General features: G+C 64.7%; 27 protein-coding genes. 10 read left to right on the top strand and 17 right to left on the bottom strand.

What is annotated here, in order from left to right; all coding sequences use genetic code 11:
- Positions 1 to 12 precede the first annotated feature (12 nt).
- The 5 genes from BCCGELA001_RS07775 (at position 13) to BCCGELA001_RS07755 (ending at position 5,146) form a co-directional block, all read left to right on the top strand.
- On the top strand, positions 13 to 1,350 hold the full coding sequence (locus BCCGELA001_RS07775; protein WP_060737547.1) for a copper oxidase: 1,338 nt from the start codon (positions 13 to 15) through the stop codon (positions 1,348 to 1,350).
- A 31-nt stretch (positions 1,351 to 1,381) separates the two neighbouring features.
- Positions 1,382 to 1,831, top strand: coding sequence for a cupredoxin domain-containing protein (locus BCCGELA001_RS07770; protein WP_060737546.1), 450 nt, complete (start codon positions 1,382 to 1,384; stop codon positions 1,829 to 1,831).
- A gap of 17 nt (positions 1,832 to 1,848) precedes the next feature.
- Entirely contained in the window at positions 1,849 to 2,151 is a 303-nt protein-coding gene (locus tag BCCGELA001_RS07765; RefSeq protein ID WP_008561995.1) for a copper-binding protein, read from the top strand.
- 355 nt (positions 2,152 to 2,506) lie between these two features.
- The gene (gene flhA / locus BCCGELA001_RS07760; RefSeq protein ID WP_060734992.1) at positions 2,507 to 4,648 is read left to right on the top strand and encodes a flagellar biosynthesis protein FlhA; all 2,142 of its coding nucleotides are present in this window, start codon (positions 2,507 to 2,509) and stop codon (positions 4,646 to 4,648) included.
- A 294-nt stretch (positions 4,649 to 4,942) separates the two neighbouring features.
- Positions 4,943 to 5,146, top strand: coding sequence for a hypothetical protein (locus BCCGELA001_RS07755; RefSeq protein WP_008561998.1), 204 nt, complete (start codon positions 4,943 to 4,945; stop codon positions 5,144 to 5,146).
- 506 nt (positions 5,147 to 5,652) lie between these two features.
- Here BCCGELA001_RS07755 and BCCGELA001_RS07750 read toward each other — a convergent pair.
- The 10 genes from BCCGELA001_RS07750 to fliI form a co-directional block, all read right to left on the bottom strand.
- Positions 5,653 to 6,171 carry a methyltransferase family protein gene (locus tag BCCGELA001_RS07750; protein ID WP_060734991.1) on the bottom strand — a complete coding sequence of 173 codons (519 nt, stop codon included), beginning with the start codon at positions 6,169 to 6,171 and terminating at the stop codon, positions 5,653 to 5,655.
- 34 nt (positions 6,172 to 6,205) lie between these two features.
- Complete coding sequence (locus BCCGELA001_RS07745) at positions 6,206 to 6,460, bottom strand: hypothetical protein (RefSeq protein ID WP_008562002.1); 255 nt, start codon at positions 6,458 to 6,460, stop codon at positions 6,206 to 6,208.
- Entirely contained in the window at positions 6,457 to 7,002 is a 546-nt protein-coding gene (locus BCCGELA001_RS07740; protein WP_060734990.1) for an RNA polymerase sigma factor, read from the bottom strand. The genes BCCGELA001_RS07745 and BCCGELA001_RS07740 overlap by 4 nt, the downstream gene beginning before the upstream one ends.
- A gap of 5 nt (positions 7,003 to 7,007) precedes the next feature.
- Complete coding sequence (locus tag BCCGELA001_RS07735; RefSeq protein WP_063921138.1) at positions 7,008 to 7,214, bottom strand: YgaP family membrane protein; 207 nt, start codon at positions 7,212 to 7,214, stop codon at positions 7,008 to 7,010.
- A 1,504-nt stretch (positions 7,215 to 8,718) separates the two neighbouring features.
- Entirely contained in the window at positions 8,719 to 9,945 is a 1,227-nt protein-coding gene (locus BCCGELA001_RS07725) for an NAD(P)/FAD-dependent oxidoreductase (RefSeq protein ID WP_060734988.1), read from the bottom strand.
- A gap of 116 nt (positions 9,946 to 10,061) precedes the next feature.
- Positions 10,062 to 11,021 carry a helix-turn-helix transcriptional regulator gene (locus BCCGELA001_RS07720; RefSeq protein WP_060734987.1) on the bottom strand — a complete coding sequence of 320 codons (960 nt, stop codon included), beginning with the start codon at positions 11,019 to 11,021 and terminating at the stop codon, positions 10,062 to 10,064.
- A gap of 231 nt (positions 11,022 to 11,252) precedes the next feature.
- On the bottom strand, positions 11,253 to 12,326 hold the full coding sequence (locus BCCGELA001_RS07715; RefSeq protein WP_060734986.1) for an anti-sigma factor: 1,074 nt from the start codon (positions 12,324 to 12,326) through the stop codon (positions 11,253 to 11,255).
- 37 nt (positions 12,327 to 12,363) lie between these two features.
- The gene (locus BCCGELA001_RS07710) at positions 12,364 to 12,909 is read right to left on the bottom strand and encodes a sigma-70 family RNA polymerase sigma factor (protein WP_008562037.1); all 546 of its coding nucleotides are present in this window, start codon (positions 12,907 to 12,909) and stop codon (positions 12,364 to 12,366) included.
- A 181-nt stretch (positions 12,910 to 13,090) separates the two neighbouring features.
- A complete protein-coding gene (fliJ, locus tag BCCGELA001_RS07705) occupies positions 13,091 to 13,510 on the bottom strand; it encodes a flagellar export protein FliJ (RefSeq protein ID WP_008562039.1) in 420 nt (139 codons plus the stop codon).
- A gap of 121 nt (positions 13,511 to 13,631) precedes the next feature.
- On the bottom strand, positions 13,632 to 14,957 hold the full coding sequence (gene fliI, locus BCCGELA001_RS07700) for a flagellar protein export ATPase FliI (RefSeq protein ID WP_060734985.1): 1,326 nt from the start codon (positions 14,955 to 14,957) through the stop codon (positions 13,632 to 13,634).
- 416 nt (positions 14,958 to 15,373) lie between these two features.
- Between fliI and ctrA the strand changes: the two genes are divergently transcribed.
- From ctrA to BCCGELA001_RS07680, 4 genes are all read left to right on the top strand, one after another.
- On the top strand, positions 15,374 to 16,075 hold the full coding sequence (gene ctrA, locus BCCGELA001_RS07695; RefSeq protein ID WP_008138878.1) for a response regulator transcription factor CtrA: 702 nt from the start codon (positions 15,374 to 15,376) through the stop codon (positions 16,073 to 16,075).
- 211 nt (positions 16,076 to 16,286) lie between these two features.
- Positions 16,287 to 16,691: a DUF350 domain-containing protein gene (locus BCCGELA001_RS07690; RefSeq protein ID WP_008566016.1), complete on the top strand. Its 405-nt coding sequence runs from the start codon at positions 16,287 to 16,289 to the stop codon at positions 16,689 to 16,691.
- Position 16,692: 1 nt separating this feature from the next.
- A complete protein-coding gene (locus BCCGELA001_RS38720) occupies positions 16,693 to 17,082 on the top strand; it encodes a hypothetical protein (RefSeq protein WP_008566014.1) in 390 nt (129 codons plus the stop codon).
- 3 nt (positions 17,083 to 17,085) lie between these two features.
- Positions 17,086 to 18,246, top strand: a complete 1,161-nt coding sequence (locus BCCGELA001_RS07680; RefSeq protein ID WP_060734984.1) for a glutathionylspermidine synthase family protein — start codon at positions 17,086 to 17,088, stop codon at positions 18,244 to 18,246.
- A 163-nt stretch (positions 18,247 to 18,409) separates the two neighbouring features.
- Here BCCGELA001_RS07680 and BCCGELA001_RS07675 read toward each other — a convergent pair whose 3' ends face one another.
- The 6 genes from BCCGELA001_RS07675 to chpT form a co-directional block, all read right to left on the bottom strand.
- Positions 18,410 to 19,282, bottom strand: a complete 873-nt coding sequence (locus BCCGELA001_RS07675) for a CheR family methyltransferase (protein WP_008562052.1) — start codon at positions 19,280 to 19,282, stop codon at positions 18,410 to 18,412.
- Positions 19,279 to 20,475 (bottom strand): protein-glutamate methylesterase/protein-glutamine glutaminase, encoded by a 1,197-nt coding sequence (locus BCCGELA001_RS07670; protein WP_060734983.1) that lies wholly within the window; start codon positions 20,473 to 20,475, stop codon positions 19,279 to 19,281. The genes BCCGELA001_RS07675 and BCCGELA001_RS07670 overlap by 4 nt, the downstream gene beginning before the upstream one ends.
- 75 nt (positions 20,476 to 20,550) lie before the next feature.
- Positions 20,551 to 20,916 (bottom strand): response regulator, encoded by a 366-nt coding sequence (locus BCCGELA001_RS07665; protein WP_007600538.1) that lies wholly within the window; start codon positions 20,914 to 20,916, stop codon positions 20,551 to 20,553.
- A gap of 70 nt (positions 20,917 to 20,986) precedes the next feature.
- Complete coding sequence (locus BCCGELA001_RS07660) at positions 20,987 to 21,457, bottom strand: chemotaxis protein CheW (RefSeq protein WP_060734982.1); 471 nt, start codon at positions 21,455 to 21,457, stop codon at positions 20,987 to 20,989.
- A 21-nt stretch (positions 21,458 to 21,478) separates the two neighbouring features.
- On the bottom strand, positions 21,479 to 24,298 hold the full coding sequence (locus BCCGELA001_RS07655; RefSeq protein WP_060734981.1) for a hybrid sensor histidine kinase/response regulator: 2,820 nt from the start codon (positions 24,296 to 24,298) through the stop codon (positions 21,479 to 21,481).
- Between the two features lie 198 nt (positions 24,299 to 24,496).
- On the bottom strand, positions 24,497 to 25,150 hold the full coding sequence (chpT, locus tag BCCGELA001_RS07650) for a histidine phosphotransferase ChpT (protein WP_060734980.1): 654 nt from the start codon (positions 25,148 to 25,150) through the stop codon (positions 24,497 to 24,499).
- A 212-nt stretch (positions 25,151 to 25,362) separates the two neighbouring features.
- Between chpT and BCCGELA001_RS07645 the strand changes: the two genes are divergently transcribed.
- The gene (locus BCCGELA001_RS07645) at positions 25,363 to 26,178 is read left to right on the top strand and encodes a 3'(2'),5'-bisphosphate nucleotidase CysQ family protein (RefSeq protein WP_060734979.1); all 816 of its coding nucleotides are present in this window, start codon (positions 25,363 to 25,365) and stop codon (positions 26,176 to 26,178) included.
- Here the strand turns inward: BCCGELA001_RS07645 and BCCGELA001_RS07640 are convergent.
- Positions 26,172 to 26,657, bottom strand: a complete 486-nt coding sequence (locus BCCGELA001_RS07640) for a YHS domain-containing (seleno)protein (protein WP_060734978.1) — start codon at positions 26,655 to 26,657, stop codon at positions 26,172 to 26,174. The two genes, BCCGELA001_RS07645 and BCCGELA001_RS07640, sit on opposite strands and share 7 nt — an antisense overlap.
- Between the last annotated feature and the right edge of the window lie 19 nt (positions 26,658 to 26,676).

Below are 26,676 nucleotides of genomic sequence, written 5' to 3'. Positions count from 1 at the left end.
ATGGAGACCAATATGTTTTCCCGCCGAGGATTCTTGGGCACCGCAGCGCTCGCCAGCGCGTCAACCATCAGCGGCCGTGTGCAGGCCGCTTCGATTCCGGAAGCGCCCACCATGGACAAGGTGGTGATGCAACCGCCGCTGCATCCCACCAGCGGTCCGGACTATCGTCCCGTGGTCACGTTGAACGGCTGGTCGCTGCCGTTCTGCATGAACGGCGACTGGAAGGAATTCCATCTCGTTGCCGAGCCCGTGGTGCGCGAATTCGCCGAGGGCATGAAGGTGAATCTGTGGGGCTACAACGGCCAGTCGCCGGGCCCGACCATCGAGGCGGTCGAGGGCGACAGGGTCCGCATCTTCGTCACCAACCGCCTGCCCGAATACACCACCGTGCACTGGCACGGCATGATCATCCCAAGCGGCATGGACGGCGTCGGTGGACTGACCCAGCCGCACATCCAGCCGGGCAAGACCTTCGTCTACGAATTCGAGATGAAGAAGAGCGGGACCTTCATGTACCACCCGCATTCCGACGAGATGGTGCAGATGGCGATGGGCATGATGGGCATGGTCGTCGTGCACCCGCGCGATCAGAGCTTCCGGCCCGTCGACCGCGACTTCGTGTTCGTGATGAGCACCTATCGCGTCGACCCCGGCACCTACCTGCCGCACGTCAACGAGATGACCGATTTCAACATGTGGACCTGGAATGCGCGGGTGTTTCCCGGCATCGATCCGCTGCCGGTCAGGCTCGGCGACAAGGTGCGCGTGCGCATCGGCAATCTCAGTATGACCAACCATCCGATCCATCTGCACGGCCACAGTTTCGCGGTGACCTGCACCGACGGCGGCTGGATTCCGGAGAGCGCGCAATATCCGGAGACGACGACGGACGTGCCGGTCGGCGCGGTGCGCGTGTTCGATGTGCTCGCCGACAACCCCGGCGACTGGGCGTTCCATTGCCACAAGTCGCACCACACCATGAACGCGATGGGACACGACGTGCGCAATCTCATCGGCGTCTCGCGCAAGGATCTCGCCAACGCCGTCGGCAAGCTCGCGCCTGACGGCATGGCGATGGGCTCGACCGGCATGGCGATGGGCAACATGGAGATGCCTACGCCGGACAACACGCTGCCGATGATGACCGGCACCGGCCAGTTCGGGCCGATCGAGATGGGCGGCATGTTCACGGTGATGAAGATCCGTGAGGACCTCGCGCGCGACGATTACCGCGATCCCGGCCCGTACAAGTTCCCGCAAGGCACCGTCGCCTATGAGGTGGCGGCACCCGCCGCGGAGCCGGCGCGGCAAAAGCCGGACAGCCCGCCGATGAAGAAGATGAAGATGTGAGCGTTCGATGAATCACCAACTGGAGACCACGATGAAGACCACCATCAAGCTCAGCCTCACGCTGGCCGCGCTCTCGATCGCGCCGGCCCTTGCCCACGACAAGCACGCGAGCTTTTCGGCCGGCGAGCCCGGCGATCCCAAGAAGCCGGCGCGCACCATCGAGATCCTGATGAGCGAGATGGACTACACACCGGCGAAAATCGAGGTGAAGCGTGGCGAGCAGATCCGCTTCGTGCTGCGCAATGTCGGCAAGGAGGACCATGAATTCCTGCTCGCCACGACCAAGGAAAATCTCGCGCATGCGGTGGAGATGAAGAAGCATCCGCAAATGGAGCATGACGACCCCAACGGCGTGCGGCTCGCGCCGAAGAAGACCGCCGAGATCCTGTGGAAGTTCAGCAAGGCCGGCAAATTCGAATATTCCTGCCTGATTCCCGACCATCGCGATTACGGCATGGTCGGCCACGTCACCGTCAAGTAATGCGAAAGGACACTCACATGAACGGCATCATCCGTATCACTGCCGCGCTGGCGCTGACATTGAGCGTTGCCACTGGAGCGCTCGCGGCCGGAGCCGCATCGATCAGCGGCGAGGTCAAGAAGATCGACGAGGGCGCTGGCAAGATCACGCTCAAGCACGGACCGGCCAAGAGCCTCGGCATGGAGGAGCCCATGACCATGGTCTACCGCGTCAAGGATCCCGCGATGCTCAAGCAGGTGAAGGTCGGCGACAAGATCACCTTCGAGGCCGAGGAGGCGGCGTCGGGGTACACGGTGACCAGGGTGGAGAAGGCGAAGTAATCCGCTGAAGGTTCCAAGACGTCATGGCCGGGCTTGTCCCGGCCATCCACGCCTTGCCACGCGGCACCAAGAACGTGGATGCCCGGGACAAGCCCGGGCATGACGAAGTCTTCCCTCGCCAGATGACCGAAACACCCCGAACACCCCCTCCCGGACTCCTCCCTCCCCTCCGTTAACTCTTTGCTAACCATACACCCGGCAAGAATTGCCGGGTGAAGTCGAGTGTCGTCGGCCGCGTAGAACGGGAGCTCCCGTGGACGCCAGTGCGGTGCCTCACTTTAGGAACGGCGGCCCCTCGGCCGCCGCGCAGACGTTTGGGGCGCGTGGACGGCAGTCGCGCGGGGAGGCAGCTAGCATGGTCGACGTCACCGCAGGACAGGGCGTAGGCGCAGCACGACCCTCGATCCCCTCCCTCAACGACATCGTCACCATCCTCAAGCGCGGCGACATCGCGCTGGCGCTCGGCGTCCTCACCATCCTGGTAGTGCTGATCCTGCCCCTGCCCGCGATCGTGCTGGACCTGTTCCTGGCGATCTCGATCACGCTCTCGATCCTGATCCTGATGACCTCGCTGTTCATCCAGGCGCCGCTGGAATTCTCCGCCTTCCCGACTGTCCTGCTGATCTCGACCATGCTGCGCCTGTCGCTCAACATGGCCTCGACCCGCCTGATCCTGTCGCACGGGCACGAGGGCACGGCCGCCGCCGGCCACGTCATCGAAGCCTTCGGCAACTTCGTGATGGGCGGCAATTTCGTCATCGGCATCATCGTCTTCGCCATCCTGATCATCGTCAACTTCATCGTCATCACCAAGGGTTCGGGCCGCATCGCCGAGGTCGCCGCACGCTTCCACCTCGACGCCATGCCCGGCAAGCAGATGGCGATCGACGCCGACCTGTCCGCCGGACTGATCGACGAGAAGGTCGCGAAGGAGCGGCGCAAGGAGCTGGAGGACGAAAGCGGCTTCTTCGGCGCCATGGACGGTGCCTCCAAATTCGTCCGCGGCGATGCCATCGCGGGCCTGCTCATCGTCTTCATCAACGTCGTCGGCGGCATGATCATCGGCGTGGCGCAGCAGGGCATGTCCTTTGCCGACGCCGGCCGCACCTACACGCTCCTGACCGTCGGTGACGGCCTCGTCACCCAGGTGCCGGCCCTGATCGTCTCGACCGCGGCCGGCCTGCTCGTCTCCAAGGCCGGCGTCTCCGGCGCCGCCGACAAGGCGCTGATGAAGCAGTTCTCCGGCTATCCGCAGGCGCTCGCGATGTCGTCGGCGGTGATGCTGGTGCTGGCGGCGCTGCCGGGCATTCCGACCCTCCCCTTCCTGGCACTCGGCGCCGGCGCCGGCGCGCTGGCCTGGAACGCCCGCAACCACAAGAAGACCGCCGTCAAGGCCGAGGAAGCCGCCAATGCCGCCCCTGCTCCGGGCATGCCGGGTGCACCGGGCGCCACTGCCGCCGAGGAGCCGATCTCGGCTGCGCTCAAGATCGACGATCTCAAGATCGAGCTCGGCTATGCGCTGCTGCCGCTGGTCAACGGCCCGGACGGCACCGACCGCCTCACCGAGCAGATCAAGGCGCTGCGCCGTTCGCTCGCGATCGAGATGGGCTTCGTGATGCCGGCGGTGCGCATCCTCGACAATGTCCAGCTCGAGGCCAACACCTACATCATCAAGATCAAGGAGGTCGACGCCGGCACCGGCAAGATCTGGCCGAACCAGTTCATGGTCATGGACCCCGGCGGAAGCCAGGTGCAGGTGCCCGGCATCCACACCACCGAGCCGACCTTCGGCCTGCCCGCGACCTGGGTCGATGCCAGCCTCAAGGAGGAGGCCTCGCTCAAGGGCTATACCGTCGTCGACGCCGCGACCGTGCTCTCGACCCACCTCACCGAGCTGCTCAAGGCCAACATGTCGGACCTGCTCTCCTATGGCGAGGTGCAGAAGCTGCTCAAGGAGCTGCCAAAGGAGCAGAGCGAGCTGGTCAAGGACATCGTGCCGGGCCAGGTCACCGTCTCCGGCATCCAGCGTGTGCTACAATTGCTGCTGGCCGAACGCATCTCGATCCGCGACCTCTCGACCATCCTCGAGGGCATCGCCGACTCGCTCGCCTTCTCGCGCAATCCCGCGACCATGGTCGAGCACGTCCGCGCCCGCCTCGCGCGCCAGATCTGCGCGCAAAACACCTCCTACAACGGCTATTTGCCGCTGATCGCGCTGTCGGCGCGCTGGGAGCAGGCCTTTGCCGAGTCGATCATCGGCCAGGGCGAGGAGCGCAGCCTCGCGATGCAGCCCTCGAAACTGTCGGAGTTCATGACCGCCGTGCGCGAGGCGTTCGAGCGCGCCGCACGCGAGGGCGAGGCCCCGGTGCTGGTCACCTCTGCGGCAATTCGTCCCTTCGTCCGCTCCCTGGTCGAGCGGTTCCGCGCCCAGACGACGGTGCTGTCGCAGGCCGAAATCCACCCCAGGGCGAGATTGAAAACCGTCGGAAGCATCTGATTTGCCTTAAGAAGCCGTGTGTTTTTCAGCCACAGGCAAATGGTTTTTGAGTTCCTGGCGCCTTGTCGACCAAACGGCGAAAAGACGACGCGAAAGCACATTACATCTTTGAAATAATTATATAATCGAACGATCAATGGTCGCTTTTGATCGCGATCTTTCACGTCATTTCACGCTCTTGTGATCGCCCCTTGGGAACGAATCCGCCCAATACTAGGTTGTTGGGCACCGGAAGCATGAACCTGCCTGAACCGGCGGGCGACCACTTCGGGTAGATGGCGGCAGGAGCCTTCCATGAACCACTCGATCTACAGCGCAGATCGCTCGACCCATCTGAAAATTGTGGTCGTGGCCCTCGTCGCAGGGATCGCGGTGGCAGGCCTCGGCATCACGGCACGTACGACGGGTTCGGATGAAGGTCTGACCGAGACGGCCCGCGTCATCAAGGCCGGCAAGCCGGTCGTTATCACCAGCTCGAACGCGTCCCTCGTTCGCTAAGGAGATCTGACGAGTTTTTTGAATTCACGCGGCTCTTTACCAGCCCCCCAAAGTCGCCACGTGGATATGTAGACGACCCCAACCCCAAGTCGACTACAGAAAGCGCCCGCCCCCCACGGGCGCTTTCTCACGTCTGGGGTATGTCGGGTGATTGCGAACTCGCACCTCGCCCTCGTCATTGCGAGGAGCTCTCGCGACGAAGACAATCCAGGCTGCCTCCGTGGAAGCAGCCTGGATTGCTGCGCTACGCTCGCAATGACGGTGCTTGGGGTACGGGCGCCTCATCATAACGCAGACACACTTTCGCAGTCTCGCGGCGCATTTCGCCCGAGCTTTGCTTCGTCACCTAAAAGGGCAGGGAAGACCGGGCGCCCGCCGGCACCTGAGGTCCACTGTGCGGAGTTGCAGTGAGAAGTTTGCACAGCGGCCGTTGAGTCGAACCGAGAGCCGACATTGCGGGCCCGCGAAACAACGTCAACAAAGGGCCAGATACAGAAGTTTCGACTTCACCCAGCATCAAATCGGTCAGACGGCGCGCGAGTGAGTCGGGGAAGCCAGCGCGGCACATTAGCGCAATAGCTTTCATACTCGGCTCCGAAGTTTTGGCGAAGCATCGGCTCCTCATAGGCAACGACGAAAACTTGAAAGAAGAGCCAGATCAACGCGCCGTAGCCGAGGAGATGCCAGTCAGCGAATAACACCGCCTGACCAAGAATGACGGCGACGACTGCGACATAGATCGGATTGCGCACGTAGCGATACAATCCGCTCACGACGAGATTGCGTGGTGGCGCGATCGGCGCGGGCGTGCCCAGACCCTGCAGCGCAAAGCGCGCGAACGAATCCAACAAACCAGGCACGCCGGCAATAATGAGCGCGAGCCCAGCCAAACGTGTCGCTTCGAGGGCTAAAAAGGGTGGTCGAAACTCCCAATGCGTGACCGACCATGGGATGACGCCCGCCAACATCGCCGGTGCAACGAGGAAAAACAGGGCCGAACCCAGGATTGCTGTGATCTTCGACATGCGCCCCTCCCGTCCTGTTGCAATGTTAGTGCAGCTATGTCCGGTCACCGCGTTCGATGGTCGAATCGCGGCCGCCTTGCGAAAGTGTCTCGACCAAGCCCACAGTCCAGCACATCGGGCATCCGCGTAACGCGACCAGAGCGGCAACGCCCCCGCCCAGGGATAGCCAAGGGTGCGCGGTCTGGTGGACGATGGCCCAAGCGAGCAGCGCCGCCGCAGCTGCGCCGCGCATCAGGTGCGCGGCCAGGAAAGCGCTCCCGAACATGCCTATCCCACGAAAGTAGTTCATGTGCTCTCTCGTCCGCTGTCCTTTGTGTTGAGCAAGTATTCGCGCACCAACGCACGGGCGCGGCGCAGGCGGCTTTTGGCCGCTTCGCGCGACACGCCAAGCCGCCGGGCGATTTCCCCGATCGTCAGATCTTCGAGATCTCGCAGCAGCAGCACTTCGCGATGCGACGGCGAAAGCGACTCGATCGCATTGACCAGGTCTATGCGTAACTCGTCCGGCGGGACCTTTGCGAGTTCACGAGACTCTTCCAGGCTGGAGAGCTCCTCGACGCCGCGCATCAACATCAGCGCCGGCAGCATGCAAAGGCGCGCGATGACGGTTAGCAGCCAGCCAACGAGTGCGGCCGGACTGCGGATCGTGCCCACGCGCCGGTACAGGACTATGAGTGCTTCTTGCACCACATCTTCGATGACCGAGGCGCGGTAACAAAGGCGTCGGGCGTAGCGTCGAATGTCCGGCTGCAGCGCCACCAGGAGCTGTGTGAGCGCGTGCCGGTCGCCCGACTGCGCCGCGAGCAAGAGATCGTTTGATACGCGCCCCATGGCAGTCACCCCTTCAGTGGCTCGCGCCCGGCGATGGCGCAGGCAGGGCAATAGCCGAACACGCCGGTGGCCAGCGTCACGACACCCGCGCCACTGAGCAGTAGCCCGAGCGGCGAAGCGTGCAGCGCAACCACGCCACAGATGACCATCAAGCCCCCGCCGATCAGCCTCGCCGTGCGCTCCCACCCGCCAACGTTCTTCCGATACCACATGGTTCTGTGCTCCGGTTCGTGACGCACCGCTATGGCGCATTCACCCAGATAAGAGGGCGCAAACCCGGCGCCGGGGTCGCGGCACAAAAAATAATTTGAGGAGGCGGCAGCCTGTCACCTGCCAAGGGTGCCCCCAAGTGGCCATTAGCCACCCATCAATGCATGACGGGTTGTTCGCGGGCTAGAGCCGATGTCCGATTAGAGTCAAAACCGGCCCACGGCGCATCGCCGCGAAGATTCGCTTCGGGCCACTAGGCGACATCGCAGGCTTGGTTTGATATGGGGAGGCCGCCAGCGGCCCTAGTCACGAGGTTCAAATGATAACCGACCGAAACGCGCTCTCCGTTGACGTGGAATACGTCATTGACGCGAATGGCACGAAAACGGTTTTGGTGGTCCAGACTGACTTGCAGCTAGACCCTCCCGAGGTCAATTTTGATAGAGCGGCAGTGGATGCGCTTTGCTCGGATCTGGAGCGACATCGCGCGTCAAATCCCTACATCGACGCCGTGCGGCTCGTCAGAAGACGGCCCGGGCCAGCTGAGCCGTTGGAGGTAACCGGAACGCTCGGCGAGCACCGAATAAGGGCCGTCCCCAACTCAACGTAAGAGATTGGTCCCCCTCCCGACGGGATGACTGCTGACGGTCAAAATGCGAAGAGCTCAGCCTGAGCAAACCTAGTCCGCTATACACCACTGATGGCCCACCAGCTTGTCGTCCTACGCGCGTAAGCAACCTTGCAACGCTCCGTTAACCGGGCAATTCAAAACCGAGTGCGTTGGCCGCAGATAGCTTTAAAGTTGTGCACCGGAACCGCCGCGTCATCATAAATCTGGGGCCATGTAATGCGCTCCTATCGCTGTACGAAAGTTCTTGTTCTTGCGCTGACTTGCTTGCCGGTTGGCGGCCTACACGCCACTCCGCAGTCTGATCGACGCGCGGCATCTGACTTGGCTCAGCATCTGCGAAAACAGCATCGCACTCAGGAGAGTGACGAAGCATTTCGAAATGGCGCCCCACCCCTCGGATCGGTACGGCTCAGTAATTCGGCTTTGGCGTTGGTGAAAACGTTTATGCGGCAGGTGCGACGAACGATGCCCGAAGGTCACCAAATCGCATGGATTGGGTGGGCAAAAGAGCGGCAATCTAAGAAGCCAAACGACACGAATTGGAAGAGCGAAGGCGCTGGCTGGGTTCTCGGAGCATATGCAAAAAATCAGGTTCCGCCTGATGTAATAGACAAAGTTGATGGCCTCGAAATTATCTTTAGCGCGGACCCACCCTCATCGTTAGTCGGTAAGACGCTCGATGTAGCAAATCAGAGGCTTTTTGTGCGCGACTAGGGACTGCTGGTAAGAGTCAGAAGGCGACCTCTCGGCAGCGAACCGCGAAGTCGGCTAAGAGACCGGCGAGCGGACAATGGCTGGCAGCCGCTCCGCCGCAGCCGGCCGCGCCACCTGTCGCCTTCGTTTCGTCGCTTCGCTTGTTAGGCCCACGCGCCAGCTCAATTCCGCGGCTGCACCCCGTACGTCGGCGGTGGCGCCTGCACGGTCGGCGCGGCCGCCGCGAACAGCTCTTCCTTGCTGCCCGTCAGCGGCGGATAGATGCGCTTGCGGTTAATGGTTTCCTTGGTCGCCTTCGCCGCAGCGCCGGTGGCGCGCACCTCGCGGTCCCAGCCTTCGGTGTAGAGCGCGCCCCAACCGCCGAGATCGAGCACCGTGACGTACCAGTCGATCCGAAGCGGCAGCATCGGCAGGCCGGCGAGATCGGCGACCACGTTGTGGCCGGCGAAGCGGCCCATGGGACGTGCGAACTGACAGGACATCACGGTCGGATGCAGCCCGTCGACCACGCTCGAGGCCACGTCGCCGGCCGCGAACACGCCAGGCACATCCGCAACCCGCAAGAAAGGATCGACGAGCAGACGCCCGAGACGATCGCGCGCCTCCGGAAAGCTTGCCGCCAAGGGGCTTGCGCGCATCCCTGCGCACCAGATCACCGTCTGCGCCGGAATGAATTCGCCCGAGCTCAGATGCACGCCGGCCGCCTCGATTGAGGCGACGCGCACGCCGAGCCGCATCTCGACATCGAGCGAGGCCAGGGCCGTCTCGATGACGGGACGCGCCTGCGCGCCGATGGTCGCGCCGACAGAAGGATTGGGATCGACCAGGATGATGCGGCGGCTGCCGCTGATGCCCGCATGCGCGAGCCGCGCCGGCATCTCGGCTGCGACCTCGATGCCGGTGAAGCCCGCGCCGACCACCACCACCGTCGAACGACCCGGCGCCGGCACGCTGCGGCCGAGCGAAACGAGATGATCCTCGAGGCGGAGCGCTGCGGCATAGGTGTCGACGTCGAAGGCGTGCTCGGCAAAGCCTGGAATGTCGGGACGCATCACCTCGCTGCCGAGCGCTAGCACGAGGCGATCATAGTGCAGCGTCTCCTCACCGCGGCTCGTGACCAGCGAGATTTCGCGGTGTGCCGGATCGATGGCCTCGACCTCGCCGATGCCATGGCTGACAGCGATCGGGTCGAGCAGCTGCGGCAGCGGCAAAGCGACCTCGCCGAGATCGGCCTCGTAGTTGCGCACGCGGATGTTGTGATAGGGATTGCGGTCGACGAGGTGGATCTCGATGTCGCCGTTCGCGCCGATCTCGTCGCGCTTGCGCGCGGCGCCGATGGCCGCCCACAGACCTGCAAACCCGGCGCCGAGCACGACGATACGCGCCATGTCCGCCTACTACACTTTCCAAAGCCATTCAGCGGTCTGCCCGCGCGGGCGACTATAGCTCAACGACCCGCACCGACCAAATGCCGCAATACCGCGCCGCTGCACAAGTTCGCGACTTACGCCCCGCGCAGCTCCGAGGGCGTTGCACCGAAGCGCTTGCGGAAGGCCCGGTTGAAATAGGACAGATCGGCGAAACCCGAGGAATGCGCGATGTCGCTGATCTTGCGCGATCGGGCACGGGGATCGGACAGCAGCTTGCGCGCCTGGAGCAGGCGCTGCTCCAGCACGAATTCGGTGAAGGTGGTGCCGGCCTGCTCGAACAGGCGCTGCGCCTGCCGCGGGCTGAGGCCCGAACGCGCCGCGATCTCGGACAGGCAGAGATCGTTGCGGCCGAGTGCGGCCATCACGTCGGCGCGCATGAGATCGAGACGCGCCGCCGCATGCCCGCGTCCGCGCGCCAGGCTGGCATGCTCGGCGTCGGTGCCGAGCAGGAGGCCGACGAGATCGACCATGTGCTGCGCGGTCAGACGCTGGCCGACGGCATCGAGATGCGGCCCCTGACTGGCGGCGAGCGCATGGTAGCGGAAGATGGTCTCCGCCACCGCACCGTCGGAGAGCACTTGCGACAGCTTCTCCTCGGCGCGCGGATTGATGTCGAGCAGCGCGCGGCGCGGCATGCGAATGCTGGTGAAGCGGTTCTGGTCGGTGTGGCCGACGGTGCCGGTGATGCTCATGTCGACGAGCACCATCTGCGCCGGCTCGAGATCCACGGTATGGCCGTTCTGCCCGACGCGGATGCGGCCCGCATGGGCAGCAATCAGCACGAGATCGTCGCTGCCGTCGGCAAGGTGGCTCTGCCTGCGCGAATATTGCGCGGAGGCGCCTTCGGGAATCGCGAGCGCGATGTTGTCGACGATGCTGACCTGGAGCCGGCAATCGATGCTGTCGCCCTGGCTCGGCCCGATATCGAGGCCGCAGGAGCCGAACGCCCGCTCGCGCCATTGCTCGAAGGCCGGGCCGTGCGGCAGTCCCGCATACTGGTGAATGAAGATGCCGGGCGCTTTCGCTGCATCCATCTGATTTCTAGCCCTCTCCAGCTCCGCGATCGGCGGCGCCGACTGCAAATTCCGGGGATTTGACGCCGCGGACTGCAGGGAGGTTCAAATCGCGAGCGGATTCGGCGGGACTTGTCGGGATGCGACGGCGGAATGGACCCTGGCGACAGAAGCGTCTGGCAGCCCGCATGAGCGAAGCGACATGCGGGGCTGCTGGTCCCGGATATCGCTTCGCTCATCCAGGCTACGGAATTACTTCCTGGCGGGCGGCTGTTGCTGCGCTTGCGCCGGCGGCACCGTCTCGATCAGCTTGCCGGAGAACACCGGGGCGGAGGTCGGCTCGCCATTGGGTGAACCGCCGGCCTGCTCGACGGTGACGGCGTAGGTCGCGCCGTTGACGACGTCGGAATCGTAGGACGCGAGCAACGGACGCGCGGTGAAATCGCTCGCACCGATCACGCCGAGCGAGCGCGGCCGCGGCAGCTTGTCGGAGATCAGCCAGAGCTCGAAGCTCTTGCCGGGCTCCGGGGTGGCGCCAACCTTGCGCACCGTGAAATTTCGCGTCGCGCCGTCGATGGTGAGGATGAAGGCGGGGCCGCCCGCCTGGCCCTGGAGCAGGGCGACATATTGCGCAGAGGCGGTGAGCGGCGCGGCAGGCGTCTTCACCTCCACCGTCTGGATGCGGGGCGCAGGACGCAAGGCGCCCGGCAGCGCATCAGGCAGGAAGATCTGCAGCGACAGCGTCACGAGCAGCGCGGCCGCGAGCGCGCCGACGGCGGATGCAATGCTGCGCCAGCGCTTCACGCGCCCCTCGAGGCGGATCACATTGCCGTCGCCGGTGACCGGCGCCTCGGGCGCGCGGACGATGTTGAGGTCGGGCGCATGGACCTGCGGGATGAATTGCGGCGCGATGTCCGGGATGACATCGGGTGCGGGACGCGGCGTGTCCGGCTGCTCCGCTTCGCCATGCGGCGGCTCAGGGGACGGTACCGCCTCGGCCGGAGAGTCCGACGAGGCGGTTTCCGGCGTTGGCAATTCTGGGGTGGGCAGAAGTGGTGGCGGCGAAGCTTCGGCAGGCGCAGGCGGCTCTTGGGCAAGCGCGGTGCGCGCGATCTCCGACCTGATATTCTCCCACACGATCGGACGCGGCTCGACCGAGCCCACCATCTGGTTGAGGACGCCGAGCCGGAAGGCCCAGGCCTGCACCATCTCGGCGAACGCCGGATCCACCGCCATCATGGTCTCGACCTGCGCGCGCTCGTCGGCATCGAGGGTGCCGAGCGCATATTCCGCGGCGAGCGCGATATGGTCCTCCGTGTGGGCCATCAATTGCAGTCCAGAACCATCCTCGTCATCCAAGCCATCACAGTCCGAGACATTCCCGGATATCCAGCATGCTGCGCCGGAGCCACGTCTTCACCGTGTTGACGGGCGTGGCGAACTTCTCCGCCAATTGCTCGCGGCTCCAGCCGTTGTAATAGGCGAGCAGCACGAGCCTTTGGCGGTCCGGCTCGAGCCGGCCGATACATTCCAGGAGCCGCTTCAACTCCTCCGTCATCTCCCGCCGCGCCAGCGGATCGGGACTGTCGGCAGCCACCTCCATCGCCTGAGGCTCTTCCTCGATGGAAACTTCCGACTTCTTGCGCACGACGTCGATGGCACGGTTGCGCGCAATCGAGGCCATCCACGTGATCGGCGAGGACAGCGCCGGATTGAACTGACCGGCACTGTTCCAGATCTTGACGTAGGTCTCCTGGATGACCTCCTCCGAAAGATCCTGCCGGCGCAAGATACGGAGCACGACGCCATAAAGTTTCGCGCGCGTGGCGACGTAGAGGCGCTCGAACGCGGCCTGATCGCCCTTCGCCACCGCCTCAATCAGCCCGACCAGCTCTGCTGGCGTCAGCATTCAGCCCCCCGACACGCGGGCCGTCGCGTTCCGCGCAAGCCCTGGCACTGCACCACCATAGCGCGCGACGAAGCCGACCACCAAGGGGCGCCGCGCCACACTGTGGACAGCACATACGAAAACCCGGACCTTGCGGGTCCGGGTTTTGCGGATTTATCGGTGATCCGGCTGACTGTCGCCGTCAGGCGACCGCGCCGATGCGGGCGCGCATCAGGCCGATGCTGTCGAGGTCAGCCTGCTCGCGGGCGTTCTCTTCGGCGCGCTCACGGGCCTGGTCGCGCTCGTCGAGCAGCTCGACCTTCTTCAGCTCCTCGAAGGCCTCGGCCAGCGCGGCCTTGGCTTCATCGAGCTGGCCCTTGAGCTCGTCGGCCGAGCGGGTCAGGTTCTCGCGGCGCTGGATCGCGGCCTTGGCATAGGTCGGATAAGCGAAGTGCGAGGGATCGTTGATCCCGGCGCGGTCCTGCTCGGTCTGGATCTCACGTTCGAGGTCCACCGACATCCGCTGGAAGTCGGCGATCATAGTCTCGATCTGGGTGACCCGGCGGCGCTTCTCGTCGACCTGAAACTTCTTCAGGCGGATGAGGGTATCTCGTGACTTCATCGACTCGTACTCCCCAGAAGTCCCCTCGCTGCACGTGGGACGGCACCGGTCTCCCCACAGGCCCTGATAGGGCCAAGACCGGCTCTGCTACTCTGTGGGATCGGATGATGACCGGACAAAGTTAGCGTTCCGTTTCCAAATTCCCGAGGATTTGCGCCAACTGGCGGTAGCCGTCCGCCAGTGATGCATTTTCGTCCTTGCGTTGGCGCAGGAAGGCTTCCAGCGGCTCGTGCAGGCGGATCGCCTCGTCGACCTCGGGGCTGGAGCCGGCCCGATAGGCGCCGAGCCGGATCAATTCCTCCATGTCGGCATAGGTCGCCATCACCGCGCGCGCCTTCTGGATGGTCGGCCAGAACTGCGGATCGGCCGATTTCGGCATGGTGCGTGAGACGGATTTGAGGATGTTGATGGCGGGGTAGCGGCCGCGCTCGGCGATCGAGCGCTGCATCACGATGTGGCCGTCGAGGATGCCGCGCACGGCGTCCGCAATCGGCTCGTTATGGTCGTCGCCGTCGACAAGCACGGTGAAGATCGCGGTGATGGCGCCCTCGCCGAGGCCCGGTCCGGCGCGCTCCAGAAGCTTCGGCAGCTCGGTGAACACGGTCGGCGTGTAGCCCTTGGCCGTCGGCGGCTCGCCGGCGGACAGGCCGATTTCACGCTGGGCCATGGCAAAGCGCGTCACCGAATCCATCAGGCAGAGCACGTCCTGGTTCTCGTCGCGAAAATACTCGGCGACCGCGAGCGTGAGATACGCGGCCTGGCGGCGCATCAGCGCCGGCTCGTCCGAGGTCGCGACCACGACGACGGAGCGCGCAAGACCCACCTCGCCGAGATCGTCCTGCAGGAATTCCTGCACCTCGCGGCCGCGTTCGCCGATCAGTCCGATGACGCTGACCGCGGCATCGACGTTCCGCGCCAGCATCGACAGCAGCACCGACTTGCCGACGCCGGAGCCCGCGAAGATGCCCATGCGCTGGCCGCGACAGCAGGTGAGGAAGGTGTTCATCGCGCGCACGCCGAGATCGAGCGGCGCGCCGACGCGCTTGCGCGAATGTGCCGGCGGCGGCTGGTTGCGGAACGGCATCGGCGAGGAACCTTGCGGCAAGGGGCCCTTGCCGTCGATCGGTTCGCCCAGCGCGTTGACGACGCGGCCGAGCCAGGCGGCCGACGGCCGCACTTGATTGGCGGCATTGGCGATCACCGCCTTGCAGCCACGGCGTACGCCGTCGAGGCCGGCGAAGGGCATCACGACAGCGTTGTTGCCGGAGAAGCCAATGACCTCGCACGGGATGGTGCGGTTGGCGCCGGTCTCGATCACCAGGCGTGCGCCGACCGACATGGCGTGAATGGGGCCGGCCACCTCGACCATCAGGCCGCGCACGCCGACCACGCGGCCGTAGATGTTGATGCCGTCGATGTCGCCGATCTGTTCGGCCAGAGCCTTCATCGGTGGGCCTTCATCAAGGGGCGCGTTGGGGTCATTCGGGACTTCCCGGTGAAAACCTTAAGTTTCGCCATATTTCTGAACGGCGCTTAACTTCGTGTTTACCCGCATCATTAATCATTGCGTCACTGTCTTTGAGACTGAGCGTGGCTTCCCTTCAGAAGAAGGCTGAGTCGCGGGAGTCGGTTAGGCCCGTCTCTTAAAGTGGAACTTGAACGGAGCTCGGTGACGAAAGCTGCTTCACGCGCAAGACCTTAGGGCGATTCGACAAAAATTGCACCGGGGGGACTTGCGTTCCAGAATCAGAGTTTGTTAACCATCTGTTGTCAGGATCCGAATCAGTTGTTCAAAGGCGTTTTGTTGAGTGCCGCGAATGCGGCCGACCTGACGCCCAGGAGCGGCGACTATGGGGAACTGGCATGCGCGTTTTGCTGATTGAAGATGACAGCGCCGTCGCGCAGTCGATCGAGCTGATGTTGAAGTCTGAGAGCTTCAACGTCTACACGACCGATTTGGGGGAAGAAGGCGTCGATCTCGGTAAACTATACGATTACGACATTATTCTCCTCGACCTCAACCTGCCCGACATGTCCGGCTACGACGTGCTCAAGCAGCTCCGGGTTTCCAAGATCAAGACACCGATTCTGATCCTCTCCGGCCTCGCCGGCATCGAGGACAAGGTCAAGGGTCTCGGCGTCGGCGCCGACGACTACATGACCAAGCCCTTCCACAAGGACGAGCTGGTTGCCCGCATCCACGCGATCGTGCGCCGCTCCAAGGGCCATGCCCAGTCGGTCATCCAGACCGGCGACCTCGTCGTCAACCTCGACACCAAGACGGTGGAAGTCGGCGGCCAGCGCGTGCATCTGACCGGCAAGGAATATCAGATGCTGGAGCTGCTCAGCTTGCGCAAGGGCACGACCCTCACCAAGGAAATGTTCCTCAACCATCTCTATGGCGGCATGGACGAGCCCGAGCTGAAGATCATCGACGTCTTCATCTGCAAGCTCCGCAAGAAGCTGGCCAACGCTTCCGAGGGACGCAACTTCATCGAGACCGTGTGGGGCCGCGGCTACGTGCTGCGCGAGCCGCACGAGCACGAAGAGCGCATTCCCGCCTGATCCTGGGTTTACGTCGCGAGCCCAGTCAGGCTCGCTCCTCCCAGCCTGGACCCCGCCGCAAATGGCGGGGTTTTGTTTTTTGGGGCGTCTTCGCCTCTCCCGCTTGCTGGAAGGGGTCCAGCAATTGCGCCGACGCGACTTCACCCCTCTCTAATGTTTGAACCACTACCCTTCCCCCGCCGACGAATGGTCGCTGCACGATGGGGGAACGATGATCCTGCAATCACTCGCCGGCCTGCCCGCCTTCCTGGTCTATTTCTGCACCGGGCTGATCGCCATCGTGGCCTATCTGTTCGTTTACACCCGCATCACCCCGCATAACGAGTTCCAGCTCATCCGAGACAATCAGCCGGCCGCGGCGATCGCGCTCGGCCTCAGCCTGCTCGGCTTCGTGGCGCCGCTGGTCAGCGCCATCGCGCATTCGGCCAACGTGCTGGACTGCCTGATCTGGGCGACGATCGCACTGGTCGTGCAGGTCATCGTGTTCTTCCTCGTGAAGGTGCCGGTGCCGAACTTGTCGAAGCGGATCGACTCCGGCGAGATCGCGCCCGCGATCTGGCTAGGCCTGGCTTCGCTCGCCGCCGGCCTCCTGAATGCCGCCAGCATGATCTACTGACATGGCCGACAAATCCGCCAGCAAGCAATTCGGCAAGCGCCTGCCATCGGTGCCAGCGACACCACGGCCCCAGGCCAAGCGCTCCGGCCATGTCGCGCTGCTCGTGATGGGCACGATCGCGGTCGGCACCACCGCCTACACCTTGATGCCGCGGCAGAATTGCGAGCCCACGCCCGGCGCCGTGCCGGGGCAGACGACCACGACGTGCAGCAGTAGCAGCAGCAGCAGCTCGTCGGGCGGTAGCAGCTCGCGGTGGTCGTCGCGATCGAGCTTGTTCAGCAGCGACTCCTCGAGCCATTCCTCGTCTGGAACGTCGTCCGATTCCGGCCACAGCAGCGTGAGCCGCGGCGGCTTCGGCTCGTTCGGCCATGGCTTCTCGGGCGGCGGCTGATCCATGCAGCGCATCACTTGTCTGGAGCGCGACGACTGGCGAGAAACCGCAGCGCAATGCGGCTTCGTCTTCCACACCATCGACGGCGACCGCTACTGGGACGAGCGCGCCTATTACGGCTTCACGCTCGACGAGATCGAGCGCGGCATCGAGACGCCGACCGGCGAGATCGACGCGATGTGCCTGGAGCTTGCCGGCCGCGCGATCGGTGACGAACGATATCTGCGCCGCCTGAAGATTCCCGAAGCGTTCTGGAGCCTGATCGCGGAGAGCTGGAAGCGGGACGACCGCAGCCTCTACGGCCGGCTCGACCTGACCTTCGACGGCAAAGGTCCGGCAAAGCTGCTCGAATACAATGCGGATACGCCGACTTCGCTGTTCGAAGCCGCGGTCTTCCAATGGACCTGGCTCGAACAGGCGATCGAACGCCGCATGATCCCCTCGCGCGCGGATCAGTTCAACTCCATCCATGAGCGTCTGATCGCAGCGTGGAAGGAGATCGCTGGCGGCCGGCACATCCATCTCACCGGCGTCACCGGCAACGAGGAAGATGCCGGCACGCTCGCTTATCTCGAAGACACCGCACGCCAGGCGGGGCTCTCGACCAGGCTGCTCGACATCGAACACGTCGGCTGGCGCGATGAAAGCGGCGGGTTCGTCGACCTCGACGATCGCGACATCACGCTGGCCTTCAAGCTCTATCCCTGGGAGTGGATGTTCCACGACGCCTTCGGCGCCAAGCTCAAGGACTCATCGACGCGTTGGATCGAGCCGCCGTGGAAGGCGGTACTGTCCAACAAGGGCATCCTGCCGCTGCTATGGGAGATGTTTTCGAACCATCCCAATCTGCTGCCCGCCTTCTTCGAGGACGATCCGCGCGCCGCCGAGCTCGGCACGTCCTATGTGCGCAAGCCGCTGCTGTCGCGCGAAGGCGCCAATGTCACGCTGGTCTCGGGCGGCTCGCCTCTCGACGAGCAGGAAGGCCCCTACGGTGCCGAAGGTTTCATACGGCAGGCCTTAGCGCCGCTGCCGAATTTTTCCGGCTTCTTTCCGGTGATCGGAAGCTGGCTGGTGGACCACGCGCCCTGCGGCCTGTCGATCCGCGAGGACGAGAGCCCGATCACGGGCAACCGCTCACGGTTTCTGCCGCACGCGATTTTGTGAGGCGTCTGTCATTCCGAGGCACTCGCAAAGCGAGTGAGCCCGGAATCCATAGCCACAGGCGGATGGAAGAGCCCTCGTCTAACCGCCTGCCTATTGCGATGGCCTGTGGTTATGGATTCCGGGCTCCGCGCTCACGCGCGGCCCCGGAATGACGAGGAGAAGATCACCTCGCCGCGGCGACCTTGATCGGTTGCGGCATCAACCCGCCCATCGGTCGGCCCGAGCGCGCGGGGTTGAGCTGGTAGAGGCCGCGGCGGTCAGTGACGGGGCGGAACGCATCGGTGATGCCGACGACGGATTCGGCGGCCCCGAGCAGCAGCGTGCCGTCGGCCTCCATCCCCTTGGCCATGCGCTCGAAGATCACCGCCTTGGTGCTCTGGTCGAAATAGATCAGCACGTTGCGACAGAAGATCACGTCGAAGGTGCCGAGATGGGAGAAGTCCTGCAACAGATTGAGCTGGCGAAACTGCACCATCGCGCGGATGTCGGCATTGAGCTGCCAGACTTCACCGATCTGCGTGAAGTATTTCATCAGGTGCTGGATCGGCAGGCCGCGCTGCACCTCGAACTGACTGTAGATGCCGGCCTTGGATTTCTCCAGCACCTCCTGCGACAGATCGGTGGCGACGATCTCGATGCGCCAGCCGGCGAGCGCCGCGCCCATCTCCTTGACGCACATCGCGATCGAATAGGGCTCCTGCCCGGTCGACGACGCCGCCGACCAGATGCGCAGCGACTTGCGCGCGGCGCGCGCCCGGATCAGGCCCGGCAGGATCGTGTCGCGTAAGTGGTCGAACGGGATCCTGTCGCGGTAGAAGAAGGTCTCGTTGGTGGTCATGGCTTCGACCACGTCGGTCGCAAGCCGGCCGTCGCCGTTCCTGATCTTCAGCACGAGATCGGCGATGCCTGGCACGCTCGCCTTGCGCGCGAGCGGCAGCAGCCGGCTTTCGACCAGATATTGCTTGTCGGCGGACAGATCGAGTCCGGAGCGCTCTTTCAGGAACTTGCGCAGATAGTCGTAATCCGAAGGAGTCACGAGCGGTCTCCCGCGAACAGGCGGTTCACCTTGGCGCCGATCTGGTTGAGCGGCAGGATCGCCGCGCAGATGCCGGCATTGGCCGCCGCGCCCGGCATGCCCCAGACCACGCTGGAGGCTTCGTCCTGCGCGATGACACTGCCGCCGGCAGCGACAATGTCCTTGCCGCCGCGCATGCCGTCCGAGCCCATGCCCGTCAAGATCACGGAGAGGATGCCGCCGTGCCAGATGTCGATGGCGGAGGTGAAGAGCGGATCGACCGCGGGCTTGCAGAAATTGACGGCGGGGCCGTCGTCGAGCGCGATCGCGGTATCCGCGCCGCTCCGCACGACACGCATGTGCTTGCCGCCGGGCGCAAGATAGATCCGTCCCGGCTTCACCGGTTCGCCGTCGACCGCCTCGGCCGCCGGCTTGCGGCTCGCTCGCGCCAGATGCTCGGCGAGAATGGTGGTGAAGGTCGGCGGCATGTGCTGGGTGATCAGCACGGGGACGCGGTCGATCACGGGGCCGAGCTCGGTGACGAGCGTCATCAGCGCCTGGGGTCCGCCGGTCGAGGAGCCGATCAGCAGCACCTTCGGTGCTTGCGTCGAGAATGGACGCGTCACCAGAACTCCCGAGGACGGCGCGTGCAGCGCCGGAGCCGGAGCGGGCGCGATCGGCCGCGCAACAGGGCCGCGCGCGACGGGGGCCGGGCTCGCGGGCGCCAGCGGCGGGCTCGCAACCGCGGCCCTTCTGCGCAGCCGCGCACCGAGGTGACGGATCTTCTGGATCAGATCGTGATGGAAGATGTCCGCGGCCGATGCCTCACGCGTCGATTCCGGCTTTGGAATGTAATCGGCCGCGCCGAGCGACAGCGCCTTGAAGCTGATCTCCGCGTTGCGGCGGGTCAGCGTTGAAGCCATGATGATGACGAGGTCGCGCTTCTTCGCAAGAAGCTGCGGCAGCGCCGACAGGCCGTCGAGCTCGGGCATTTCGATATCGAGCACGGCGACGTCGGGGTTGATCCGTTCGATCTGGTTGACCGCCTCGAGCCCGGTGCGCAGGGAGGCCGCGACTTCCATGTCGTGCTCGGCACCGATCCAGCGCGAGATCAGACCTCGGATGACGACGGAGTCATCGACGATCATCACCCGCAGCGGCCCGGCTTCGCGCGACGAGCCCGTAGTCGAATTACCTGCGAACGCAACACTCATTACTCACCAACTCAGGCTGAAACGGTTCAGTTGAAAACAGGCGCCGAAGGATCCGTCCAGCCTCCGGGCGTTCGCTCAGATCAGGCCGACTTCCTGGAACTTCGCCGTCACGATGTCCTTGTCGAAGGGCTTCATGATGTACTCGTTGGCACCTGCGTGCAGCGCGCGGGCGATGTGCGCAACGTCGTTCTCGGTGGTGCAGAACACCACCTTGGGCTGGTCGCCGCCGGGCATGCGCCTGAGATGGCCGAGAAACTCGTAGCCGTCCATCACGGGCATGTTCCAGTCGAGCAGCACCGCATCGGGCAGGCCGCGCTTGCAGGCTTCGAGCGCCTTCTCACCGTCCTCGGCTTCGAGGATCTGGAAGTCGAGGCCCTCAAGGATCCGGCGCGCAACCTTGCGGATGACGCTGGAATCATCAACGACGAGACAAGTACGCATCTGAGCCTCTGCTTCCTCCCCCTTTGGGGGCACTTCCAATTACTGGCACGTCGGCGGCAATTGCGCCGTATCAGGCCGCCATCATTTCGGGCGCGAGTTCGAGGACGCGATCGACGTCGAGGACGACCATGAGCTGGCCGTCGAGGCGATGGACGCCGCCGGCGAGCTTGGCCATGCGGGGATCGAGATTGACGGGGTTCTCCTCCATGCCGGCCTCGGGCAGGCGCAGGACTTCACCGATCTGGTCGATCAGCAGGCCGTAGGATTCGCCGCGCAGGTCGACGCCGACCGCCATCGGCACCTTGCCATCCTCGGCCTTGGGCAGGCCGAGGCGTGCGCGCATGTCGACCACGGTGACGATGCGGCCGCGCAGATTGAGGACGCCCGCGATCTCGCGCGAGGACAGGGGCACGCGGGTGACGCGCTCGGGCATGAACACGTCCTGGACGCGGGAGATCGGCAGGCCGAACAGCTGGCCGCCGATCATCGCGGTGACGTATTCGACCATGGCGCCTTCGCCCACTTGCGTCTTCTTGCTCATCTCGTCTCTCCTCAGGTCTGCTTAGGCCGCCGCGCGGCTCAGCTCGGAGGCGCCGGCGGCGCCCGCGGTCTGCTCCTTCAGCGCCGCGATCAGACCGGGACGGTCGAACTTGGCGACGTAGTCGTGGAAGCCGGCCTGACGGCCGCGCTCGATCGCCGCCGGCGACACCAGGGCGGAGAGGCCGATGATCGGCATCGAGCCCAGATTGTTGTCGGAGCGGATCACTTCGGCGAACTCGAACCCGTTCATGTCGGGCATCTCGATGTCGGTCAGCACCACGTCGAAGCTCTGCGCGCGCAGCGCAGCTAAGCCCTCCTGCGCGGTCGGCGCGGTGCGGACGCGGTAGCCGGCCGCCTTCAGCACCGGGGCCAGCATGTTGCGGAAGAACGCTGAGTCGTCGACCAGCAGCACCGATTGCGAATGCAGCGACGGCTTCATCTCCTTGCGGGTGAACCAGTCCGCGAACGCCATCGGCAGGAAGTGACCGACGTCGATCACCTCGGTGGCCTGGCCCTTGATCACGGCCGAGCCGAGAATGCCGGAGGCGGAGCCGCCGACCTCGATGTTGAGCCGCTCCTCGACGATGTCGATGATCTCGTCGACCACGAGGCCCATGGAGCGGCCGTCATCGGCGAACACCAGGATCGGCTGGGCGCCCTGGCTGGCGATGGTGACGCCCTCCATGGCGACCAGCGGCATCAGCTGCTCGCGGTACTGCACCATGTAGCGGCCGTTACTGAACTCGATCTTGTCGGCGGGCAGCTCTTCCAGGCGCGTGACCAGCCCGAGCGGGACCGCCTTGGGCTGGGACGAGCCGGCGCGGAACACCAAGAGCGAGGTGGTCTGCTCGCCCGCGCCGATGTGATGCGCCCCGTTCTCGTCGCCCATGTCATGGGCCGAGGAGCCGGCGGCGCCGAGCGCCTTGGCAATGCCGTTGGGATCGATGATCATGATCACCGCGCCATCGCCCAGGATGGTGTTGCCCGAGAACATGTCGATGTGACGCAGCTTGGTCGACATCGGCTTGACCACGATCTCTTCGGTGTGGAACACGCCGTCGACGACGATGCCGAAGGTCTGGCTGCCGACCTGGGTCACCACGATGAAGCCGTTCTCGGGATCGGAGGCCGCACCGTCGTCGATCTTGAGCAGCTTCTTCAGGTGGATCAGCGGCAGCAGCTTGTTGCGCAGGCGCAGCACCGCGGTGTCCTTGATGCGCTCGATGCGGTGCTCGCTGTTGGCGCGGGCACGCACCAGCTCGACCACCGAGAGCTGGGGAATCGCGAAACGGTCGCCGGCCGCTTCCACGATCAGGGCCGAGACGATGGCCAAGGTCAGCGGGATCTTGATGGTGACGGACGAGCCCTCGCCGGCCACGGACTTGATGTCGATGGTGCCGCCGATCTGGTCGATATTGGTGCGGACCACGTCCATGCCGACGCCGCGGCCGGAGACTGAGGTGATGGCGGCCGCGGTGGAGAAGCCGGGCGCGAAGATGAACTTGTGGATCTGGGCCTCGCTCATCTTCTCGAGCTCGGCCTCGGTGACGAGGCCTGAGGAGAGCGCCTTGGCCTTGATCTTCTCGGTGTTGAGGCCTCTTCCGTTGTCGGCGATGCAGATGATGATGTGGCCGCCCTCGTGATAGGCGGACAGGCGGATGGTGCCCTGCTCGCCCTTGCCGGCGGCGAGGCGCTCGGCGGGGGTCTCCAGGCCATGATCGGCGGAGTTGCGCACCATGTGGGTGAGCGGGTCCTTGATCAGGTCGAGCACCTGGCGGTCGAGCTCGGTGTCGGCGCCGTGCATCTCCAATTCGATCTGCTTGCCGAGTTCGCTCGACAGGTCGCGGACGATGCGGGGCAGCTTCTGCCAGGCATTGCCGATCGGCTGCATGCGCGTCTTCATGACGCCTTCCTGCAGCTCGGCGGTGACGTTGGACAGGCGCTGCAACGGCACCTTGAACTCGGTGTCCTCGTTGCGGCGGGAGATTTCCAAAAGCTGGTTGCGGGTCAGGACCAGCTCGGAGACCATGGTCATCAGGTGCTCCAGCGTGTCCACGTTGACGCGGATCGACTGGTTGGCGATGCGGTCGCCCTCGCCGGCACTCTCATCGGCCATCGACTTCTTCGGCGCGGCCTTCTCCTTGGCGGCAGGCTTTGCGGCGTCCTTCGCAGCTTCCTTGGCAGCCGGGGCTTCAGCAGCCGGCGCGGACTCGGCCTTGACTTCGGCTTTGGCAACGGCGGCCGGGGCCGGCGCTTCGATCGCGGTCTCGCGGAAAGCGCGCTCGAGCTCGTCGAGCGAGACTTCGCCCGGACGCAGCGGACGCTCCAGCGTCTGCTCGATCAGCGAGCCCGTGGTCATCTCTTTTGCGGGTGCGGGTGCGGGTGCAGCTGCAATTGGCGCTTCAGGCGCCAGCGGCGGCGCATCAGCAACGGGAGCAGCGGCACTTCCAGCCGCCATTGCCGCCATGCCCTGCTCGACCATCGCTTCCAGCTTGTCGATGAGATCGCGGTCGTTGCCCTCGGGCTCGGCTTCGGTCGCCTCCAGGCCAGCGAGGATTTCCTTGATGCGGTCGATCGAGGACAGGATCACCGTCACCGCCTGCCCGGTCACCGGCATGCCGTCACGGAATTTGCCCATCAGCGTCTCGCCGGCATGCGCCAGCGCTTCAAGCCTGGGAAGGCCGAGGAAGCCGCAGGTGCCCTTGATGGTGTGGACGAGGCGGAAGATGTTATCCAGGATCTTGGCGTTGTTCGGCTCCTGCTCGAACTTCACCAGCTGATTGTCGACGGTGTCCAGGCTCTCGCTGGTCTCCGTCAAAAACTCCCGCAACAGATCATCCATGAAAACAGGCCTTCATACAGGAAGGGCGCGCACGAGACGTGATACGCCATTTCGGAATGGGGCCAGCTTCACCGCAAAGCGTTTAATATTGGTTGAGTATGTGCAAAAGAACGGAACCAACAAAGAGATAAGGCGCTCCGGACAAGCCGAAGCGCCTCGTAAAGATTGGATTAACGCTTCGGGAGCGACGCGCTTCGTTTACGAAGCGCTAACGATGATGGCTTCGCCTTCCGGCTTGAGCGTCACGGTGAGCCCGCAGGCCTGCGCGAGCAGACGCGTATAATAAGGCTGGATCGCATGCGCATCGGCAGCAGGTCCGCGCTCGCCGCTCAGGAGCTCGGAGATGTTCTGCGGCAGGCGCGCGTTGTGTCCGGTCGCGGTGATGCGAAAGCTCATCGTCTCGCCCTCGCCGATCGGATCGATCGTCAGCATGCCGCCGCGCGGGATCGTGTGCTGGGCAACGACCAGCATGTTGAGCAGCAGCTTGACGCGGTTCTTCGGCAGCAGCAGCCGCGGCAGATTCCAGGTGATCGAGCACTTGCCGTCCTCGATGTGACCACGCGCCATGGTCTGGGCATCACCGAGATCGATCTGCGCGCCAGAGGAGCCGGCGGCGCCGAACGCGAGGCGGCAGAACTGGAGCCGGGCCGAGGCGGTCTTGGCGCTCTTGCGAATCAGGTCGAGCGCGAACTCGCGGTCCTCGGGCTTGGGATCGTCATCGAGCACTTCGAGCCCGTTGACGATGGCGCCGACGGGGCTGATGAGATCGTGGCAGACCCGCGAGCACAGGAGGGCTGCGAGTTCGAGCATATCGGGAGCAGTAGCGGTCGCGGGCGACGAAGCGTCAGACATATAATGGGGTCCTGGAGGGTTCCTGGCATTGCACGGCGCTGGACGCCGCGAATCACGCATGCTTGACGGATGATGCGGGTTCTAACATTCGCAAGCCTGCGGCAGCTAGCTTGCGATAGGTTCGAAGCGGCCATAAAGGGCCGGTCGAATCGATCAGGGCGAATCAACTGACAGGGGCGAGACTTGCCGATGAATGAGGCACGCAAGTGAGGATGATCGACGATGCGGCCGCATCCGGCCTGATGGAGCCGCTCACCGCGCTGGTGGTGAAGGCGGGCGAAGCGATCCTTGCCGTCAACCGCGCGGCGATGCGGGTCGACGGCAAGCAGGACGGTTCGCCGGTCACCGAGGCGGACCTGGCCGCCGACCGCATCATCGCGGAGGGCCTCGCGCAGCTCGCCGGCGACGTGCCGACGCTGTCGGAAGAGCGGGCCCAACTCGCCTCCCCGCCGTTCCAGGGCAGCTTCTTCCTGATCGATCCGCTCGACGGCACCAAGGAATTCGTCGCCGGCCGCGACGAGTTCACCGTCAACCTCGCTCTGGTGACCGAAGGCGTGCCGCTGCTCGGCATCGTCTCGGCGCCCGCGCTGGGACTGCTCTGGCGCGGCATCGTCGGGCGCAGCGCCGAGCGCGTCAGCTTTGACGGCACGACCATCGGCGCGGCCGAACCGATCCGCACCCGCAAGCTGCCGGCACAGGGCGAACCCTGGATCGCGGCGGTGAGCCGCTCCCATGGCGATCCCAAGAGCGAGGCGTTCATCGACAACAGGCCCAACGCCGTCAGGAAGACGTGCGGCTCGGCGGTGAAATTCGGCCGCATCGCGGAAGGCAGCGCCGATATCTATCCCCGCTTCGGGCCGACCTCGGAATGGGACGTCGGAGCCGGCTGCGCGCTCGTGACCGCGGCGGGCGGCAGGGTGACCGACGGCAAGGGCGGCGGGCTTCGCTTCGGCCAGCGCAGCGGCGGCGGGTTCATCATCCCCGAGTTCATCGCCTGGGGCGACCCACAGGCGGTACGAGGCTACTGACCGAGCTTGCTCTGAAGCGTCGGCCAGCGCTTGCGGACCTCATAGAGGAAGCGCTCGGGGTCGGCGGCGAAGGCGTCGCGGTTGGCTTCCCGGCTGAACAAATAGAGCCGCTGCGCCACGATCGCGAAGAAGCGGGGATTGCCGGCGATGACGACGCCGCGGGCGATGTCGGCGGGATCATAACCGCCGAACTGCGGTCCGTAGATCTCGGGATGGGCCAGGAAGGAAGCCCGGTTGCCCTCGTTCCGGAAGCGCCAGACCGCGCCCCAGAGGCTGGCCTCGAACTGCGCCCTGCCTCGCGCAGCCGTGCCATCGACGAAATAGGCGACGGGGTCGAAACCCTCGATGGCGACGCCGCTGAAACGGTTGACGACGATCCGCTCGGTGGTGGCAGCCTTGGCCGGCAGCCCCACGCAGCCGATCCAAATGCCCGCCAGCAGGCAGACGAGACGGCCGATCAAGGCAATTCCGGGGCGCAAAGGGCTATCTTCCTGCCGT

The sequence above is a fragment of the Bradyrhizobium sp. CCGE-LA001 genome (genome assembly GCF_000296215.2).
Lineage (GTDB): Bacteria > Pseudomonadota > Alphaproteobacteria > Rhizobiales > Xanthobacteraceae > Bradyrhizobium.
Note: the sequence above shows the minus strand (reverse complement) of the source record. Positions and strands in the feature narration are given on the sequence as shown.